General features: G+C 62.1%; 11 protein-coding genes. 4 read left to right on the top strand and 7 right to left on the bottom strand.

The window, feature by feature from the left end; genetic code table 11:
- From P3T24_RS15660 to uvrA, 4 genes are all read right to left on the bottom strand, one after another.
- Positions 1-1941 (bottom strand): extracellular solute-binding protein, encoded by a 1941-nt coding sequence (locus P3T24_RS15660; protein ID WP_429436169.1) that lies wholly within the window; start codon positions 1939-1941, stop codon positions 1-3.
- Between the two features lie 324 nt (positions 1942-2265).
- Entirely contained in the window at positions 2266-4971 is a 2706-nt protein-coding gene (locus tag P3T24_RS15665; RefSeq protein ID WP_074265127.1) for a TonB-dependent receptor, read from the bottom strand.
- A gap of 383 nt (positions 4972-5354) precedes the next feature.
- On the bottom strand, positions 5355-5930 hold the full coding sequence (locus P3T24_RS15670; protein WP_074265128.1) for a helix-turn-helix domain-containing protein: 576 nt from the start codon (positions 5928-5930) through the stop codon (positions 5355-5357).
- 553 nt (positions 5931-6483) lie between these two features.
- Positions 6484-12372 carry an excinuclease ABC subunit UvrA gene (gene uvrA, locus P3T24_RS15675; RefSeq protein ID WP_429435844.1) on the bottom strand — a complete coding sequence of 1963 codons (5889 nt, stop codon included), beginning with the start codon at positions 12370-12372 and terminating at the stop codon, positions 6484-6486.
- 307 nt (positions 12373-12679) lie between these two features.
- Here uvrA and P3T24_RS15680 point away from each other — a divergent pair, with 307 nt between their 5' ends.
- Positions 12680-12826: a hypothetical protein gene (locus P3T24_RS15680; RefSeq protein WP_167379392.1), complete on the top strand. Its 147-nt coding sequence runs from the start codon at positions 12680-12682 to the stop codon at positions 12824-12826.
- A 49-nt stretch (positions 12827-12875) separates the two neighbouring features.
- Here the strand turns inward: P3T24_RS15680 and P3T24_RS15685 are convergent, their stop codons facing one another.
- Both P3T24_RS15685 and P3T24_RS15690 read right to left on the bottom strand, forming a co-directional pair.
- Positions 12876-13244, bottom strand: a complete 369-nt coding sequence (locus P3T24_RS15685) for a single-stranded DNA-binding protein (RefSeq protein WP_429407683.1) — start codon at positions 13242-13244, stop codon at positions 12876-12878.
- Between the two features lie 86 nt (positions 13245-13330).
- Positions 13331-14122 carry an SDR family NAD(P)-dependent oxidoreductase gene (locus P3T24_RS15690; protein WP_429435848.1) on the bottom strand — a complete coding sequence of 264 codons (792 nt, stop codon included), beginning with the start codon at positions 14120-14122 and terminating at the stop codon, positions 13331-13333.
- A gap of 229 nt (positions 14123-14351) precedes the next feature.
- Here P3T24_RS15690 and P3T24_RS15695 point away from each other — a divergent pair, with 229 nt between their 5' ends.
- Positions 14352-15323, top strand: a complete 972-nt coding sequence (locus P3T24_RS15695; RefSeq protein ID WP_429435851.1) for a LysR substrate-binding domain-containing protein — start codon at positions 14352-14354, stop codon at positions 15321-15323.
- A 54-nt stretch (positions 15324-15377) separates the two neighbouring features.
- Here P3T24_RS15695 and P3T24_RS15700 read toward each other — a convergent pair whose 3' ends face one another.
- Positions 15378-16271, bottom strand: coding sequence for a LysR family transcriptional regulator (locus P3T24_RS15700; protein WP_429435854.1), 894 nt, complete (start codon positions 16269-16271; stop codon positions 15378-15380).
- Between the two features lie 183 nt (positions 16272-16454).
- On the opposite strand from P3T24_RS15700, the gene P3T24_RS15705 reads away from it, so the two are divergent.
- Complete coding sequence (locus P3T24_RS15705) at positions 16455-17201, top strand: SDR family oxidoreductase (RefSeq protein ID WP_074265134.1); 747 nt, start codon at positions 16455-16457, stop codon at positions 17199-17201.
- A 54-nt stretch (positions 17202-17255) separates the two neighbouring features.
- Entirely contained in the window at positions 17256-18149 is an 894-nt protein-coding gene (locus P3T24_RS15710) for an SDR family oxidoreductase (protein ID WP_429435857.1), read from the top strand.
- Positions 18150-18233: the final 84 nt, after the last annotated feature.

Below are 18233 nucleotides of genomic sequence, written 5' to 3' on the forward strand. Positions count from 1 at the left end.
TCAGTTTGCTGCGGATGGAGCAGAAACCGGCGTGGCCGCGGAAAGCGCCGCCTGCGGTTTCTTGTACCAGTAGTCGATGATCCAGTCTTCCGCCTGGTACGTGACCGGCACGATCTTCGGATACGCCATTGTCGTCTTGTAGCCGATGCGGGAGTTCGCGTTGTAGTACTGCGGCACGAGGTAGTACTCGTTGATCAGCACACGGTCGAGCGCGCGGGTGGCCGCTTCCAGGTCGTCCAGGTTGTTCGCGGAGAGCGCTGCATGAACCAGCGCGTCCACCGCTTTCGACTGGATGCCCGGGTAGTTTTCCGAGCCCACCTGCGTCGCCGCCTCGCTGCCAAACCGGCGCTCCAGCTCCGCGCCCGGAATCGTGACCGGCGGGTAGATGAAGGTGGTCATGTCGTATTCGAAGTTGTCGAGACGCTTCTGATATAGCGCGCTGTCGATTTCGCGCATGTGTGCCTGAATCCCGAGCGTACTGAGAGCCTGCATGTACGGCAGGATCAAACGGTCCATGCCGGGTTCGTCGTCCATGACCTCGATCGTCATCGGATTGCCGTTGGCGTCACGCAGAGCGCCGTCACGGTAGTGCCAGCCGGCTTGCGCGAGCAGATCGCGAGCTTCGACGAGGTTGCCGCGCAGCGAGTTCGGCGGCAACGTGTTGGCCTGCTTCACTGCCGGGCCGAACACTTCAGGCGGCAGGTCCGCGCGGAACGGCTCGAGCAACGCGAGTTCCTTCTGGCTCGGCATACCCGTCGCGCCAAACGGGCTGGCGTCGAAATAGCTGTTCAGACGCGTGTACTGGCCGTAGAACATCATCCGGTTCATCCAGTCGTAGTCGAACGCAAGCGCCAGTGCGTGGCGCACGCGGACGTCCTTGAACATCGGCCGGCGCAGATTGATCAGGAAACCTTGCATTTGCGCCGGGCCGTCCGGCACATCGACCTGCTTGAGCAGACCGTTCTTGAAGTTCTTGCCGACATACTTGCGCGCCCATTGAGTGGCGCTGTATTCGACCCGGACGTCCGAATCGCCGGCCTTGAAGGACTCCAGCATCGTGTACTGGTCCAGATACAGCTTGAAACGGATGCGGTCGAAGCGGAACATGCCGCGCCGCGTCGGCAGATTCGCCGCCCAATAGTTCGGATTACGGACGTATTCGATGTCCTTGTCGTTCTTGCGCTGGGCGATCAGGTACGGGCCGCTTGCGATCGGCGGCGTTACTGCGATCTGGTCGAACGGCGGACGTTTGCCGTCAGCCGTCATACCCCACTTTGGCGAAAATACCGGCAGGTCACCGGCAATCAGGGGCGCATCGCGCTCGGCTCGCTTGAAATCGAAGCGGATCGTCATCCTGTCGACGACCGTCGCGCTTTTGATGATCGAGAACTGCGCGTTGAACAGTGGCGAGGCCTGCGGGCTCGTCAGCGTATCGAAGGAATATTTGACGTCGGCGGCCGTGATCGGGTCGCCATTCGAAAAGCGCGCGGCGGGATTGATGTGGAACGTCGCGGAAGTCAGGTCCGGCGCCACATCCACATTGTCCGCAATCAGGGCGTATTCGGAAGCGAGTTCATCCCAACTGCGCTGCATCAGCGTATCGAACATCAGGTTCTGGATGTCCGGCGCGGGCGCGCCGCGAACCAGAAACGGATTGAGCGAATCGTAGCTCTGCAGTTCGTTGTAGTTCTCGAAATTCAGCGTGCCCGTGTTCGGCGCGTCAGGGTCCGCATAGTCGAAATGCGTGAAATTGGCGGGGTATTTGGGCTGGTCGTATTGGGCGATCGCGGAGGCGGCATGGGCCGGCGTCACCGCCAGACTCATTGCACCAAGCAGTGCGGCAACCAGCGCCGGAGCAACGCGCGTGGCAGCTTGCCGGGTCGCCAGAGCGCAAGAGATCGTCCATGCGGCGCGCGGCAACCGAAACTTCACAAGTCTCATCATCAGTATGCGTAGGTCGCGCGCTGGCTTGTGGCCGACACGCGGTTCGTCGGATCGACCTGGGCAATGCCAACCGCCATCGCCCGGATCACTTAAGGCGTCGCATGGCGCCTTGGGTTACGGGTAGCGTCGCACGACAAGTCCCGAACAGCAAGACCACATCGCTTACGCAATCCCTGCGTTCCTCTCGCGCTGGCCGGTCCGGCATGACATGCCCGTCACGGCGACGTACGGAGAAGCTCACAGTGTGCTACTTACGAAAAAAAGTCGCTCCGGCGGCACAAAGAATGCCGGAGCGACAATCGTCAACAGGCTTACAACTTGTTAGAACTTATACGTTGCACCCACTTGCAGGTAACGGCCCATGTACGTGTACAGGGACTGGTCGTAACCGGTCAGGTCGGTTGCATTGACCCACAGCGGATCGTACGGAGGCGCACGATTGAAGATGTTGTTCATGCCGCCGTAGATCGTCCAGTGCTTGAAGCCCGTGTACGCCACGTTCAGGTTGAACACGCTATACGAACCGGTCGTGTAGTTCAGACCCAGCGCGTCGGAGTACGGCCCCGTGTATTGCCATTCCAGATCGGCATTCCACTGGTGGAAGTTCCACGACAGGTCCGTGTTGCCCTTCCAGCGCGGGAACGAACCACCGAACGGCTGCGCGAGCGTCAGGTCGTTACCTGCGCCGTCAACCTGGGAGGCAAGGCCACCCACGCCGTTCATGTAGAAGTGCCACACATAGGCCCAGTCAGCCGTCAGCTTGAACGTACCGATCGGGGTCGGCAGCGCCTGCGAGAACGTCGTTTCGAAGCCGTCCGTGTCGAACGAGCCGAGGTTCTCGTACTCGTTCACCATGTACGCAATCGAACCATCCGCGTTGAAGACGGTGGCCGCCGGATCGGTCTGCGTGCCGATCGCCTTGTCGACGTGAATCTTGTACCAGTCGAAGCCGATGTCGGTGTTACGCGTCGGCGACAGCTCGAAGCCGATGTTGTAGTTCTTCGTGCGTTCCGGTTGCAGCGCCGGGTTGCCCTTCGTCACGACGTTTTCGTCCTGACCGTTCGGACCGATCGGCTGAATGCCCAGGTTCGACGAGTTCGTATTTTCGAGGAATTCCGGTGCGCGGAAGCCACGGTTATACGAAGCGTAAGCCGTGAACTGCTGGATCGGCTGGAAGCGCAGGGCGAAACGCGGCGAGAACGCACCGCCGAAGTCGCTGTAGTGGTCGTAACGACCCGACTGGCTGAACGTCAGCATCTTGTCGATCAACGGCACATCGACCTGGTAATACACAGCCGCCACGTTGCGGTCACCGGCCACTTCCTGCGTGTTCGGGTTCAGCGTGTTGGGGCTCAGGTAAGCGCCGCCTTCTTCGATCAGTTCGCTTTCGTGCAGGAACTGGGCACCGAGGCCGAGGCCGACGTCGCCGGTCGGCAGATGGAACAGGTTCGGCGTGCCAGCCGTTGCGTCGAGCGCGTCGAGCTTGGAAATACCGAGGTTGTTCGCCGTCGTCAGGATGTTGCTCAGTGCGCCCGGCGTAGCCGACGGATTCACGTAGTTAAACGTGCCGTTGGCCAGCTCGTTGGTCAGCGCGACCGGGTTGACGATGCTGCCGTAAGTATTGCTGACCGTGCTCATGGAATGGGTGTAACCCACGTTCCAGTCCCAGTCTTCCTTACCCAACTCGTAGCTGCCCTTCACGCCCATTGCTGCGCGCCAGTAGTTCGCGTCCGTGGTCGAGCTGTACGTGGTCGGCAGGACGCCAAAAATTTCCTGGGCGACGCCGGTCGTGTTGTACGGATTGTTCGCTGCGGCAATAAACGAAATCGGGTTGACCGAGTGCGTGGCCGGGTTGTACTGAAGACCGTTGCCGTAACCTGCATAACCATCGTTGACGGTGGTCGTGTTATTGCTTTCCCACAGGTCAGCGTACGCCGTCGTCGTATCGTTGATCTTGAAGTCGGCGTGAACCTTGGCGTTCAGACGCTCGGTCATCGGCTCGATCGAGTAATCTTCAGCCGTGTTGCGCTCGCAAACGGTACCGCCGGTGATCGCGCCTGCGCCGGCATTCGTCGCGATGATGTTGCTGCCCACCGGCACTTGCGCACCCGGTGCACAGCCAAAGCCTGTGGTGACGCCCGTGTTCGGATTCAGGTAATACGACGGGCCTTTAATGGAGCCGCCATAAGGCTGGTTGCTGAAGTCCTGGTTCTGGGTCGTATCGCGATCGGCCAGCGTGTAGCCGTTCGACTTGTAGTAGCTGGCCGCCGCCGTGACGTTGAAACCGTCTTCCGTCAGATTGCCGAAGCCGCCGAGGATGCCGAACTTGGTCGTGCCGCCGCCGCCTTGTGTGGCGCCGCCGTAGCTACCGTCGAGCTGCAGGCCCTGGAAGTTGTGCTTGGTGATGATGTTGACCACACCACCAATTGCGTCCGAACCGTACTGCGACACCGCGCCCGTCTTCACGACTTCGATGCGGTCGACCACGTCCAGCGGAATCGTGTTCAGGTCGAAGAACTGGTCCGAGCTGTTCACAGCAAATGCGTACGGTGCAACACGTTGACCGTCGACGAGCACCAGCGTGTACTTTTCGCTCAGGCCGCGCAGGGCGATACCGGAACCGCCGGCCGCAAAGCTGTCGGAAGTCGATTCAGCCCAGCTGTTGGCCGAGTTGGCCGAAATCTGGCGCATGTAATCGGATACGTCCTTCGCACCGGAATCCTGGATCTGCTTCGCGGTAACGACCTGGACCTGCTGGAAGCCCACTTTGTCCGACTGGCGGATCAGCGAACCCGTCACCTGGAACGTCTGCAGTTGCTTGACGTTCTTGCCGCCCGTCGCTGTAGCGCCCGATGCTGCCGCCGGAGCGGCCGCCGCTGCTGTGCCCGAAGCCGCCGCGGCAGGTGCCGGCGTCTCCGTGGTAGCCGGCTGACTTTGCGCGAACGCCGGAACGGCGATTGCGGTCGTCAATGCCAGTTCGGCCCAGATTATTCGTCTGATGGCCAACGCCAATGCCCGTTGTTTCATTTTTCCCCTTCTCACTCGTCAGTAAGGCCACACACCTGTTTGTGCGAAGAGAGGTCTTTTGAACCTCTCTACTCGTTTGCGGCGACGTTCGCCGCGCGCCGTCAAAGTTGCCCTGCGGTCGTATAACTTGAAGAAACACGACCGGTTTCCAATCCATTGCAGCGAGATAGAAAGGGCACTTCGACTTATTAATTTCTAACTACAAAAACATTACAATTTAGTTGTATTAACTTTCATTTTCATTTCAATCATTCGGCGAACATCAGCTTATGACCGAGCCGTTCGCCAGTCGATTGGCACTGCAAATTCACGTTACGGGTTAACCTGTAGGACTACTTAGGGATGTATTCAGACCGCCCCAGTACAAACACAATTGACCGTTACTAAAATAATCTTGGTGTGCCTACCCAGACGAGCACCGTCTCTTCGCCCGCGGTGTTAGCCCATGCGTGCGGGACTGTTGACTCGTAGTGCGCGGTGTCACCGGCCTGCAACACGAACGTCGTACCTTCGAGCGTCAGAGCAATCTGTCCGCTCATCACATACAAAAACTCTTCTCCTGCGTGCGTCGTCACTTCCGACGGTTGCTGGCCGGCTGGCATCTTCACCAGAATCGCTTCCAGCTTCCGGTCGACCGACAGGTTCGTCAGCCTGCCGAACAGGTTCGCCGAATCGGCAAACCCAAAAAATTTCAGTTCATCTCCGCGGCACACCGACTTCGCTTCGGTCGGCGTTTCCACGAAGTACTGCACCGTGACGCCGAGTGCCTGAGCAATGCCGACTAGCGACGTGAGAGACGGCGTGGCCTGCCCTCGTTCCACTTGCGACAGGAACGGCTTCGAGATACCAGCCGCTTTTGCCGTTTCATCTAACGTGCGCTTAAGCCGTTGTCGCAACGCGCGAATCTTGCTGCCCATTGCGAGTGCGGCTGCGGCCTTCTTATCGAGTGGCGGAACCATAGCAAGACAGAATCCAGTAGTCAAAATTTGTTTGATCTAGGCAAATTAAGTTACATCGAGTGAGCGATGTCGGGCGCAAAGTCAGTTGAGAAATTGGGTTAGTGATCGCCCCGGGCGATAACCGGACGAAACCGGTCACCTGGGCGAGGATCGAATTCATCCAGTGCCATGAGATGGTTGAATGCACAACTAAAGTGCGAGCGCATTCCCTTCCCAGCCTGGAATCGTTGAATTGGAATAGAAAACCTTGTGCGCGAAACCGGCGAAAATCTGGCCGGCAGGCGCAAGCGCGTTGACGCGCCTGATGGAGAGTGACGATATCAAGACAAAATCGTCCGTCAAACTTTTTTTGATGGGAACAGATAGTGTTTAGAGTCTTTCCTCCAATTACAGGGTGAACTTGTGGCGCCAGACGGGTTGCAAACGCTGTTTTAGGATTGATAGTGACGTCTGCCGCAAGCCGGGAAAACCCTCGTCGCAAATACGCTACAAGGGCCTCCCGTCAGGCTCAGTTGAGAGGCTCTTTGAGAAAGCCCCCTCCTGATTGGCTACTTCAACCGTGGGTGCCTTCGCCGGCCTCGACCGGTACGGCCGCCTCGCGTTTGACGCCACGCGCCAACACCGGACGCAGCGCTGCCCCGGTGTGGCTTTCTCGAACGCGCACAAGCCCCTCCGGATCCGTCGCCGCGACAATCGAGCCGCCGCCGACTCCCCCTTCCGGGCCGAGGTCGATGATCCAGTCGGCCTCGGCGATCACGTCCAGGTCGTGCTCGATGACGACGACACTATGACCGCCGTCCACCAACCGGTGCAACACGCGAATCAGCCGTGCCACGTCCGCCATATGCAGCCCAACCGTGGGTTCGTCCAGCACATAGAGTGTGTGCGGCGCCTTCTGGCCGCGCCGTGTGATGTCGTCGCGCACCTTGCTCAACTCGGTGACGAGTTTGATGCGCTGCGCTTCGCCGCCCGAGAGCGTCGGCGATGGCTGGCCTAGCGTCAGATAGCCGAGGCCGACATCCTTCATCAACTGCAACGGATGCGCGATATTCGTGATGGGCGCGAAGAATTCGACGGCCTCGTCGATCTCCATGGTCAGCACGTCACCGATGTTTTTGCCGCGCCACGTGACCGCCAGCGTCTCCGGATTGAAGCGCTGACCATGACAGACGTCGCACGGCACCTTCACGTCCGGCAGGAAGCTCATGCCAATGGTGCGCACGCCTTGGCCTTCACAGGCCGGGCAGCGGCCTTCGCCTGTATTGAACGAGAAGCGCGAGGCCGTATAGCCACGAGCGCGGGCTTCCAGCGTGCCGGCGAACAGCTTACGGATGGCATCCCATACGCCTATATAAGTAGCGGGACAGGAGCGCGGCGTTTTGCCGATTGGCGTCTGGTCGACTTCTAGCACGCGGTCGATGCTCTCCCACCCGGTGACCGCGTCGCAACCCTGCCACGCATGCGTGACGTTCAGTTGCGTCCGCGGTGCGCTGCGGGCCAGCACGCTCGAGCGCCGGTTGGCGGCCGGTTCGTCTTGCGCCGCCTTGCGGGCACGACGGGTAGCCGGCGACGACAGCACGGAGCGCCCCACGGCATCCAGCAGGTTCGCCATCAGCACGTCGCGCGCGAGCGTCGACTTGCCCGAGCCGCTCACCCCCGTCACCGCCACGAGGCGCGCCAACGGCAACCCCACGGTTACATTGCGCAGGTTGTACAGCTTGCCGCCATGCACCGTCAGCCACTGCTCCGGCACCGCCGCTGCGCTTTTGACCTTCGGCTTCACCGTGCGGCGCGGCTGCAACGGATGCACGATCGGGTTTGCAAGGAATTGCCCCGTCAACGAGTCTGATTGCGCCGACAGATCGGCCACGCTGCCCTGCGCGACCAGCGTGCCACCGCGCTTGCCCGCACCGGGGCCAATATCGATGATGTGGTCGGCACGCCGGATAGTGTCCTCGTCATGCTCGACGACGACCAGCGTATTACCCTTCTCGCCGAGCTTGCGCAGCGCGTTCAGCAGAATCTGGTTGTCGCGCGGATGGAGACCGATGGTCGGTTCGTCGAGTACGTAGCAGACCCCTTGCAGGTTGCTGCCCAGTTGCGCCGCCAGCCGGATGCGTTGCGCCTCGCCGCCCGACAGGCTCGGTGCCGCGCGGTCGAGGCTCAGATAGCCAAGCCCCACTTCCTCGAGGAACTGCAGCCGGCTGCCGATCTCGCTTACGACGTCGCGGGCAATGTCCGCGTCGCGGCCCGTCAGGTCCAGCGCGTCTACCCAACGGCGCGTGTCGCTCACCGTCCATTGCGCAACGTCGACGATCGCCTGGGCCTCGAAGGTCACCGCCCGGGCGGTCGGATTCAGGCGCGTGCCGTGGCAATCCGGACACGGTTCGTCGACTACGCCTTCCGGTTCCTGCTCTTCCGAGGGCAAGCTCTGCTCCCGGCCGCGGCCGTCTTCGGCGACCACCGTATCGTCGTAGGCCGCGCGTTGCTCGCGCGTGAGTGCGAGGCCTGTGCCGACGCAGGTTGTACACCAGCCATGCTTGCTGTTGTACGAAAACATCCGCGGGTCCAGTTCCGGATAGCTCGTGCCGCACACCGGACAGGCGCGCTTGGTGGACAGCACCTTCACCGTCCCGAGCCTTGCGGTGGCGCTGCCGCTCTTCAACGCGTTCTGCAGGCCGTCGAGCGGCGCGAGCAAATGCATTACGCCTTTGCCGATTTCGAGCGTTTCGTCGAGCAGGCGGCGCAACTCCGCTTCGTTGTCAGCGGACACGACGACGTCGGCCACCGGCAACTCAATCGTGTGCTCGCGGAAACGGTCGAGCTTGGGCCACGGGTCGACCGGCAGGAACTCGCCGTCCACTCGCAGATGGGAATTGCCACGCGCCTTCGCCCATTTGGCGAGATCGGTATAGACGCCTTTGCGGTTCACCACCAGCGGTGCGAGGAAGCCAACGTGTTGCCCCTTGTGGTCACGTAGCAACTGCGCTGCGATCGATTCCACGCTCTGTGCCGTGACTGGTGTGCCGTCGTGGATGCAATGTTGCAGTCCGAGCTTGACGTACAGCAGCCGCAAGAAATGCCAGACTTCCGAGGTGGTCGCCACAGTACTCTTGCGGCCGCCGCGCGAAAGGCGCTGCTCGATGGCCACGGTCGGCGGAATGCCATACACCGCGTCGACTTCGGGACGCCCTGCCGGCTGCACGATCGAACGCGCATAGGCGTTGAGCGACTCCAGGTAACGGCGCTGCCCCTCATGGAACAGGATGTCGAACGCGAGCGTCGACTTGCCCGAACCGGACACGCCTGTGATTACGTTGAACTTGCCATGCGGGATATCGACGTCGAGCGATTTCAGGTTGTGCTCGCGCGCGTTGACGATGCGCACCACGTCCTCGCCTTCCACGGCACGACGCGCGCGCGCCGCGGTCAATGCCTTTTGCAGCGGCATGCCTTGCGCGGCAGGATCTGCCGCTGCATCCATGGCCGCGTCGTACTGAAGCAGCGCCTGGCCGGTGTACGACTCGGCGCAGCGCTTAACCTGTTCCGGCGTGCCCGCGCACAGCACCCGGCCGCCGCCGTCGCCGCCTTCCGGCCCGAGATCGATCAGCCAGTCGGCCGCACGGATCACGTCGAGGTTATGCTCGATCACGATCAAGGAATGGCCGCCCGCCAGCAGTTTGCCGAACGCCTGCATCAGCTTGGCGATGTCGTCGAAATGCAGCCCCGTGGTCGGCTCGTCGAACATGAAGAGCCGCACTGCGGTTGCCTGCTTCGCGCTGCGCGCGGTCTTTGCCTGCGCCGCCTCGGCGAGGAAGCCGGCCAGCTTGAGCCGCTGCGCTTCGCCGCCCGACAAGGTAGGCACCGGCTGGCCCAGTTTCACATATTCAAGACCCACGTCGACGATCGGCTTCAGCACGCGCAGCACTTCCGCATCCCCGGCGAAGTACGCGGTTGCCTCGCTGACGGTCAACTCAAGCACGTCGGCGATGCTCAACGCACGCGCCGGCGTACCGCGCTCGATCTTCACTTCGAGCAGTTCGGCGCGATAACGGCGACCATCGCAATCCGGGCAACGCAGATAGACGTCGCTCAGGAACTGCATCTCGATGTGCTCGAAGCCCGAGCCGCCGCAAGTCGGGCAGCGGCCGTCGCCCGAGTTGAAGCTGAACATGCCCGGACCGTAGCCGCGTTGTTGTGCGAGCGGCACCTTGGCAAACAGCTTGCGGATCTCGTCGAACGCGCCCACATAACTCGCCGGGTTCGAGCGCGCCGTCTTGCCGATCGGCGACTGGTCGACGAACACGACCTCGTTCACCTGATCGGCGCCGAGCAGACGCCGGAACGCCCCGGGCGATTCCGTCGCGACGCCGAGATGACGCGCTAGCGCCGGATACAGCACGTCCTGAATCAGTGTCGATTTGCCGGAGCCTGAAACGCCGGTAACGCACACGAGGCGCTGCAACGGAATTTCGACGGTTACGTCCTGCAGATTGTGCTGGCTCGCGCCTTCCAGCACGATGCGCGGCGTCTCCTTCGTGACCGGCCGGCTCGACCAGTGCGAGACGTCGGCCACGTGGCGGTGTCCGCCGAGATATTCGCCCGTTAGCGTGCCCGACGAGCGGATGTCTTCTGGGACGCCGTCGAAAATAATCGTGCCGCCGCGCTCACCCGGACCGGGGCCCATGTCGATCAGCCGGTCCGCCGCCAGCATCACCGACGGATCGTGCTCGACCACCACCAGCGTGTTGCCCGCATCACGCAAACGGTGCATCGCTTCCACGATGCGGTTCAGATCGCGCGGATGCAGCCCGATGCTCGGCTCGTCGAGCACGAACAGCGTTTTGGTGAGCGACGTGCCGAGCGCCGTCGTAAGGTTGATACGCTGCACCTCGCCGCCCGACAACGTGCGGCTCTGGCGATCCAGCGTCAGGTAGCCGAGCCCGACATCGCACAGATACTTCAGGCGCGTGCGTACTTCGGCGAGCAGCAGCTTTAGAGCATCGTCGAGCAGCGCGCTCGGAAGGTTGAGGTTGTCGAAGAACCGCCGGATACGCTCGATGGGCAGCAGCATCAGATCGTGCACCGTCAGACCTGGCAGCGCTTCGAGTTGCGCGCGATTCCAGTCCACGCCACGTGGCAGGAAGCGCTGCACCGGTTCCAGCACGGCGTCCGCATTGACCTTCGTGCCGAGACGCCACAGCAGTGATTCGGTCTTCAGACGCGCACCGCCGCAGACCTCGCACGGCGTGTAGCTGCGGTACTTCGACAGCAGCACGCGGATGTGCATCTTGTACGCTTTCGATTCGAGGTATTCGAAGAAGCGCTTCACACCGTACCAGTGACTCTGCCACTTGCCGTTCCAGTCGGGCGAGCCGTTGATGACCCAATCGCGCTGCGGCTGGGTCAAAGCGGACCAGGCCGTGTCACGCGGGATGCCAGCCTTGGCCGCATAGCGCATGAGGTCATCCTGACACTCCTTCCAGGCCGGCGTTTGCATAGGCTTGATCGCGCCGCCGCGCAAGGTCTTGCGCTCGTCGGGAATCACCAGGCCCAGATCGACGCCGATCACGCGGCCAAAGCCGCGGCAGGTTTCGCACGCACCATAGGCGGAGTTGAACGAAAACAGCGCGGGCTGCGGATCGGCGTAGCGCAGGTCGCTGTCCGGGTTGTGCAAGCCGGTGGAAAAACGCCAGATCTGCGGCTCGGCTTCGGCGGACTCTTCTGACCCTTGCGGCAACACATAGACGTTCACACGTCCGCCGCCGCGCTTCAGCGACGCTTCAATGGCTTCGACGGCACGGCCCTTCTCGACGGCGCTCAGACGGAAGCGGTCGGCCACGACGTCGAGCAGCTTGCGCGGGCCAGTGGGCGACTGCACCTCGCGCTGCGCCTGCACGCGCGTATAGCCGCTCGCGGAGAGCCATTGCGCGACCTCTTCTTCGGTAGCGGACTCAGGCAATTCGACCGGGAACGTCACTACAAGGCGCGGATCGTCCGCCGCCGTGCGCGCGGCCAGATCGCCATAGATCGTCTCAGGCGAATCGTGCCGCACGGGCTGAGCCGTCTTGCGATCGAACAGTTCGGCCGCGCGCGCATACAGCAGCTTCAGATGATCGTTGAGCTCGGTCATCGTGCCGACTGTGGAGCGCGAACTGCGCACGGGATTGGTCTGGTCGATCGCGATGGCCGGCGGCACGCCGTCGACACGGTCTACCTGCGGCCGGTCCATGCGGTCGAGGAACTGCCGCGCATACGCGCTGAACGTTTCGACATAGCGTCGCTGCCCTTCCGCGTACAGCGTGTCGAACACGAGGCTCGATTTGCCGGACCCCGAAGGCCCCGTTACGACCGTCATCTCGCCTGTCTGCAGGTCGAGATCGAGGTTCTTGAGGTTGTGCTGACGCGCTCCGCGAATGCGGATTTTTCCTGTAGATGACAATTTGCCCGACCGTCTGAATGAGTTGGCCACATCTTACGGCCGCTTTGCGACCGTAATGATTCACCGCGCCCGACCATATGGATCAATCGCCGCAGGGCGGATTTGAAGGGAACACTATACTGTATATTTATACAGTTTTCCATCGATGGTGCGGCCATGCGGTGTGGGTCTCGTTGCAAGCGTTGGGCCTGCTATGCCCGGCCGCGGTCAATGCCACAAAAACTCCGTAAGGCGCCGATAGTTTCAGAAAGACCCATAAAGACAACTAGTTGCTACGATGCGCGCGTACTCACGGGGAATTCAAAAAATGAGTCGCATAATCAAGGTGCTAATACTGGCGGGCGTGCTCAATCTGCAGGGTTGTGCGTCGTCGGTCGAGACGTTTGCTACAGGGGTCGTGGTCGGCGCAGTGGCCGGTGTGACGGCGGTGACCTGTGCGGTCGTGTGTCACTAACGCGGATGACCAGGCGGGCATCGCCAGGCGGTCGCCACCGCCACCTCACTCAAAGCGGATCGTCGAGATGCGCGCCATCCTCTTGCGGCGCCTCTGAACCCATCGCCGCCCGCTTGCGCCGCACGTGATACGCGCTCAGCAGACCATGCGCCACCATGTCGAGTGCCGGTTTCACGAGCCCGTTCTTGTCAGTCCAGACCTTCGGCGTCAGCGCACCGCTCAAGGCCACGCTATCCGCATCGTTAAGCGCTAACAACCCGGTCTGCACCTCGTCGTCGAACGCAATCACGTTGACGAACAGCGTATCGCCGTCACCGGTGGTCGCACGCACCTTGCACGTCACAAAACGCTTGCCGTTCTGTCCAGTGCGGATCTGGGCTTCTCCATAGAGCCGCCCGCCTACCAGTCCATCGATCATCTCATCCGCTCCTGTTTCCTGTGGCTCGCGAGGCGTGAGCGCCTTGCGCGAGCCGTATGATCCCACGAGCGGAGCCGATCTCCGCGTTAAAACGCGCTCTTCACCACGCCGCCGTCGACGCGCAATGCAGCGCCGGTCGTCGCCGATGCCAGCGGACTCGCAACATACGCCACCAGCGAAGCAACTTCCTCGGTCGAAGCAAAGCGCTTGATCAGCGAAGTCGGCCGCACGTGTTCGAAGAACTCCTTCTCGATCTGCCCGGACGTTTTGCCGTCGGCCTTGGCAAGACCGTCGACGAAGTCGCCCACACCGCGCGATTTGGTCGGACCCGGCAGCACGGTATTGACAGTGATGCCGGTGCCCGCGACAGATTCCGCAATGCCGCGCGCCACCGCAATCTGCGCCGTCTTGGTTACACCATAGTGGACCATTTCGACGGGAATCTGCAGTCCGCTCTCGCTCGAGATGAAAATGATGCGCCCCCAGTTGGCCCGCTTCATCGACGGCAGGTAGAGCCGAGCAAGACGCACTCCGCTCAGCACGTTGACATCGAAAAAGCGCTGCCAGTCCTCGTCCGGGATCTCTTCGAATGGCTTCGGCTCGAAAATGCCGAGATTGTTGACGAGAATCTCCACATCCGGATAGCGCCGCGCGAGTTCGTTAGCCACGTCGGCCTTGCTGAGATCGCCGGCAAAACCCAGCACGTCCCCGCCTGTGCTCGATTTCAGTTGCGCGACCACTGCATCCACCGCTTCCTGCTTGCGTCCGTTGACGATCACGCGCGCGCCTTCCTGCGCCAAAGCGCTGGCAATGGCGAGACCAATGCCAGCCGTGCTGCCGCTCACCAGCGCCAGTTTGCCTTTCAGTTGCAGATCCATTCTGTTTCCTCTCTCGGTAAGTCGGGTAGGTCGCATAAATCGAAAAGCCGCCGGTCGAAACCGCGGAAAGGCGCCGCATGCGCCCAAAGCGCGGCGCAATCCCTCTGTACTCAATCTACCGCAGAACGCTGGCCGAGCGCGCCGACGACGCGATCAAACCATTCTGGCGATACGCCGCCCATTTGATAATTGGCGTAGCATTTGAATAACTTTCAAATCCAGGCAGGCAATGGCAACCGATCGACTCGGCGATATGCAGCTATTCGTTGAAGCAGCAGCAGCCGGCAGCCTGTCGGCGGCCGGCCGCAAACTGGGCCTCTCGCCGGCTGCCGCCAGCGCGAGGCTTCTCAAGCTCGAGGCGGCATTGCACGCGCGCCTTTTCGAGCGCACCACGCGCCAGTTGCGCGTGACCGATGAAGGGCGGCTCTATCTGCAACACTGCCGTATCGCGCTGCAAGCCATCGAAGATGCCGAAGCCGCGCTGCAGGCGGGACAAAACCAGGTGCGCGGCAAGCTGCGGATTTCGGCCACCTCCGATTTCGGTCGCAATCTGCTGTATCACTGGCTCCACGAATTCAGCTCGCTGCACCCGGAGGTGAGCTATGCACTCAGCTTGTCGGATTCGGTCTCGAACCTGCTGCAGGAAGACATCGATCTGGCGATCCGTTTCGGCCTGCCGCTCGACAGCTCGCTGGTGGCACGCCGCCTCGCACCGAACCGGCGCGTGTTGTGCGCGTCGCCGGACTACGTGGCGCGGCATGGCGAACCGAAAACACCGGCTGACCTCGCCAATCACCGCTTCATCGTGCTGGTGACAGCGGCCGGACCGCTGAACGAATTCCGCTTCGCACAGGACGACGAGTGCGTGACCTACACGGTGCCCATCGAACGGTCCTGGGAAACCAACGACGGCGCGCTTGCGCGAGCGTGGGCGCTGGCAGGTCACGGCATCGTCCACAAGTCGATCTGGGATATCGCGGCGGACGTGCGCGCCGGCACGCTGACCATCCTGCTGCCGGACTGGTGCACCAACGAGGCGGGCGTCCACGCGCTATTCCACGGCAACCGCTATATGGCGCCGCGCGTGCGTGCGCTGCTGGACTTCCTGGTCGCGCGTTTTGAGCAGGCCGCTGACGAACTGCTCGGCGATCTCGCGCAGTTGCCGGAGCGCCTGCAAAAAGACCTGTCCCGCAAGCGCTGAAGATGCGCCGCAGTGTGCCTGCAGCATTAAGCTAAAGGCACAGAAAAAACATGGCTACACACTAGCCGCCTCGAAGATATCGCGCAGCCACTGCGCAAACACTCGCACCCGCGACGACAACTGCCGGCTCTGCGGATACAGCACGGAAACCGGCATCGGCGGTGGCGGAAAGTCCTGCAGAATGATCTTCAGTCGTCCCGTCTTCAGCTCCTCCGCCACGCGGTAGCGCGGCACCTGCACGATCCCCAGTCCTGCCACGGCGCTACCGGTATAAAGATCCGCGCCCGCCACCGACACCACCGAGCCGAGATTCACCGCGCTCACCTGCCCGTCGATCGTAAATTCAAGCGGCAGCGCCTTTCCGGTTGCACTCGAGACGTAATTGACCGCACGATGCGCCGACAACGCCGCCGGATCGCCCGGCTCCCCATACTTCGCCAGATACGCGGGGCTCGCCACGGTGACCTGCGAAAGCTGCGCGACGCGCCGCCCCACCATCGACGAATCCTGCAGGCTCCCAACCCGCAGCACGCAATCGACGCCCTCGCGCACGAGGTCGACCAGCCGGTCGTCCTCGCCGAGGTGCAGTTCGATCTGCGGATACTGCGCAAGAAACGCCGGCAGCGCGGGCACGACAAAAGTGCGCGCAAGCGTGCCCTGCAGATTGGCCCGTAACAGACCCTTGGGCGCGGTGTTCCTGAACGACTCCTCCGCCTCTTCCAGATCGGCAATCAGGCGCACGCAACGGCGGTAATGGGCCTCGCCATCGTGCGTCAGACGCACCGTCCGGGTGGTGCGCTCGAGCAGCCGCGTGCCGAGCCGCTGCTCCATGCGCTTGAGCAGATTGGTGACGGTGGCGCGCGGAATCTGCAGATCGTCCGACGCGTGGGTAAAGCTCTGGCGCTCGGCGATGCGTACGAACACCCGCATTTCCTCGAAGCGGTCCATGGGCGGCGCTCCCGGTGATTATTAAAGTGAATGGAACGATGATACCAAGCTACGCCAGATTATCTTCAAAACGGAATGATCCATGATTCATCTCACGGACCCGCCGCGCTCAAGAGACGCACCCAAGAGACCGAGCAAGGACAACCGGGTCGCCCCGAACCACCCACCCTGAGGAAACGAATCATGAACACCGCAAACAACCCGTCCAAAGTCGCTCTCGTCACCGGCGCTTCGCGCGGCATCGGCGCAGCTGTCGCCCGCCGTCTCGCCAGCGATGGTTTCTCCGTAGTCGTCAACTACGCATCCAGCTCGAACGAAGCCGACGCGCTGGTCGCCGAACTGAAAGCCGCAGGCGCGCAAGCGATCGCCGTGAAAGCCGACGTCGCCAAGGCCGACGAGGTACGCCACATGTTCGAGATCAGCGAACAGCAGCTCGGCAAGGTGGACGTGCTCGTGAACAACGCCGGCGTGCTGAAGACCGTGCCGCTCGCCGACACCTCGGACGCCCTGTTCGACCAGACGCTCAACATCAACCTGCGCGGCACCTTCAACACGCTGCGCGAAGCGGCGGCACGCATGAGCGACGGCGGCCGCATCGTCAACTTCTCGAGCACGACGCTCGCGCTGAACATGCCCGGCTACGCGGTCTACAACGCAACCAAAGCGGCCGTCGAAGCATTCACGCATGTGTTCGCCAAGGAACTGCGCGGCCGCAACATCACGGTGAACGCCGTGGCGCCAGGGCCGATCGCCACCTCGCTGTTCCTCGACGGTAAAACCGACGAGCAGATCCAGACCTTCGCGAAGATGCCGCCGCTGCAACGCCTCGGTCAGCCGGACGATATCGCGTCGGTCGTGTCGTTCCTCGCTGGTCCCGACGCGGGTTGGGTCAACGGTCAGATCCTGCGCGCCAACGGCGGAGTCGCTTAAGCGCGACCGGCTACCAACCTCATAACCAAACAACAAACCTTCCGGAGAAAAATCATGCACAACGTCATTCTGGTTACGGGCGCCGGCACAGGCATCGGCAAACTCACGGCCCAGGCACTCGCCGAGGCTGGTCATATCGTCTACGCGACGATGCGCGACGTCGAAGGCCGCAACAAGCCGCGCGCCGACGAATTGCGCGCGCTCGCCAAAGAACGCGGCATCGCCTTGCATCCGCTCGAACTCGACGTGCTGTCGCAAGACTCCTCCGATGCAGCTGCCGCAACGATCATGCGCGAGCAGGGACGCATCGACGTGGTGATGCAAAACGCCGGGCATCTGGTAGTCGGTCCCGCTGAAGCCTTCACGCCCGAAGAGATGGCAAAGGTCTTCGACACCAACCTGTTCGGTGCGCAACGCGTGAACCGCGCTGTGCTGCCCTATCTGCGCCAGCAGGAGACCGGGCTGATGCTGTGGATCAGCAGCACCACGACCAAGGGCGGCTTTCCGCCGTTCATGGGCCCGTACGGTGCAGCGAAGGCTGCGATGGATTCGCTCGCCGTCACCCTCGCGTACGAAATTGCACGCTTTGGCATCGAGACTTCGATCGTCGTGCCGGGCGCTTTCACGCAAGGCACTGACCACTTTCCGAGCGCAGGCAAACCGGCTGACACCGGTATCGCCGCAGCGTACAGCCGGTATGACGGCGTGATGGATCAGATCGGCGCGCGTCTCTCGTCGCTCACGCCGGCTGACGCCGATCCGCAAGCGGTCGCCGATGAAATCGTGCGGATCGTCGGCTTGCCGAAGGGCACCCGGCCGATGCGCTCGGTGATCGACTTCGTCGGCGATGGCGCACGCGAAGTGCTCGAAGTATCGGAGCGTGTGCGGATCGACTTCGCGAAACGGATCGGTATGGGCGATCTGCTCGAAGCCAGGGTCGCGCGCTAAACTGCTCGCGAACGCGAGGCTCCCGTGCCATGATGGGATATGAACCCGCAGCGGCGTCAGCCGTCTGCTGAACCCCATCGAGGC

This window comes from Paraburkholderia sp. GAS33 (genome assembly GCF_050436645.1).
GTDB lineage: Bacteria > Pseudomonadota > Gammaproteobacteria > Burkholderiales > Burkholderiaceae > Paraburkholderia > Paraburkholderia phenazinium_B.

Bases quoted from the DNA above. Each gene is read 5' to 3' on its own strand.
- P3T24_RS15710 (WP_429435857.1), top strand. From the start codon at position 17,256: ATGCACAACGTCATTCTGGTTACGGGCGCCGGCACAGGCATCGGCAAA.
- P3T24_RS15705 (WP_074265134.1), top strand. From the start codon at position 16,455: ATGAACACCGCAAACAACCCGTCCAAAGTCGCTCTCGTCACCGGCGCT.
- P3T24_RS15665 (WP_074265127.1), bottom strand. From the start codon at position 4,971: ATGAAACAACGGGCATTGGCGTTGGCCATCAGACGAATAATCTGGGCC.
- P3T24_RS15695 (WP_429435851.1), top strand. From the start codon at position 14,352: ATGGCAACCGATCGACTCGGCGATATGCAGCTATTCGTTGAAGCAGCA.
- P3T24_RS15660 (WP_429436169.1), bottom strand. From the start codon at position 1,941: ATGAGACTTGTGAAGTTTCGGTTGCCGCGCGCCGCATGGACGATCTCT.
- P3T24_RS15700 (WP_429435854.1), bottom strand. From the start codon at position 16,271: ATGGACCGCTTCGAGGAAATGCGGGTGTTCGTACGCATCGCCGAGCGC.
- P3T24_RS15680 (WP_167379392.1), top strand. From the start codon at position 12,680: ATGAGTCGCATAATCAAGGTGCTAATACTGGCGGGCGTGCTCAATCTG.
- P3T24_RS15690 (WP_429435848.1), bottom strand. From the start codon at position 14,122: ATGGATCTGCAACTGAAAGGCAAACTGGCGCTGGTGAGCGGCAGCACG.
- P3T24_RS15670 (WP_074265128.1), bottom strand. From the start codon at position 5,930: ATGGTTCCGCCACTCGATAAGAAGGCCGCAGCCGCACTCGCAATGGGC.
- P3T24_RS15685 (WP_429407683.1), bottom strand. From the start codon at position 13,244: ATGATCGATGGACTGGTAGGCGGGCGGCTCTATGGAGAAGCCCAGATC.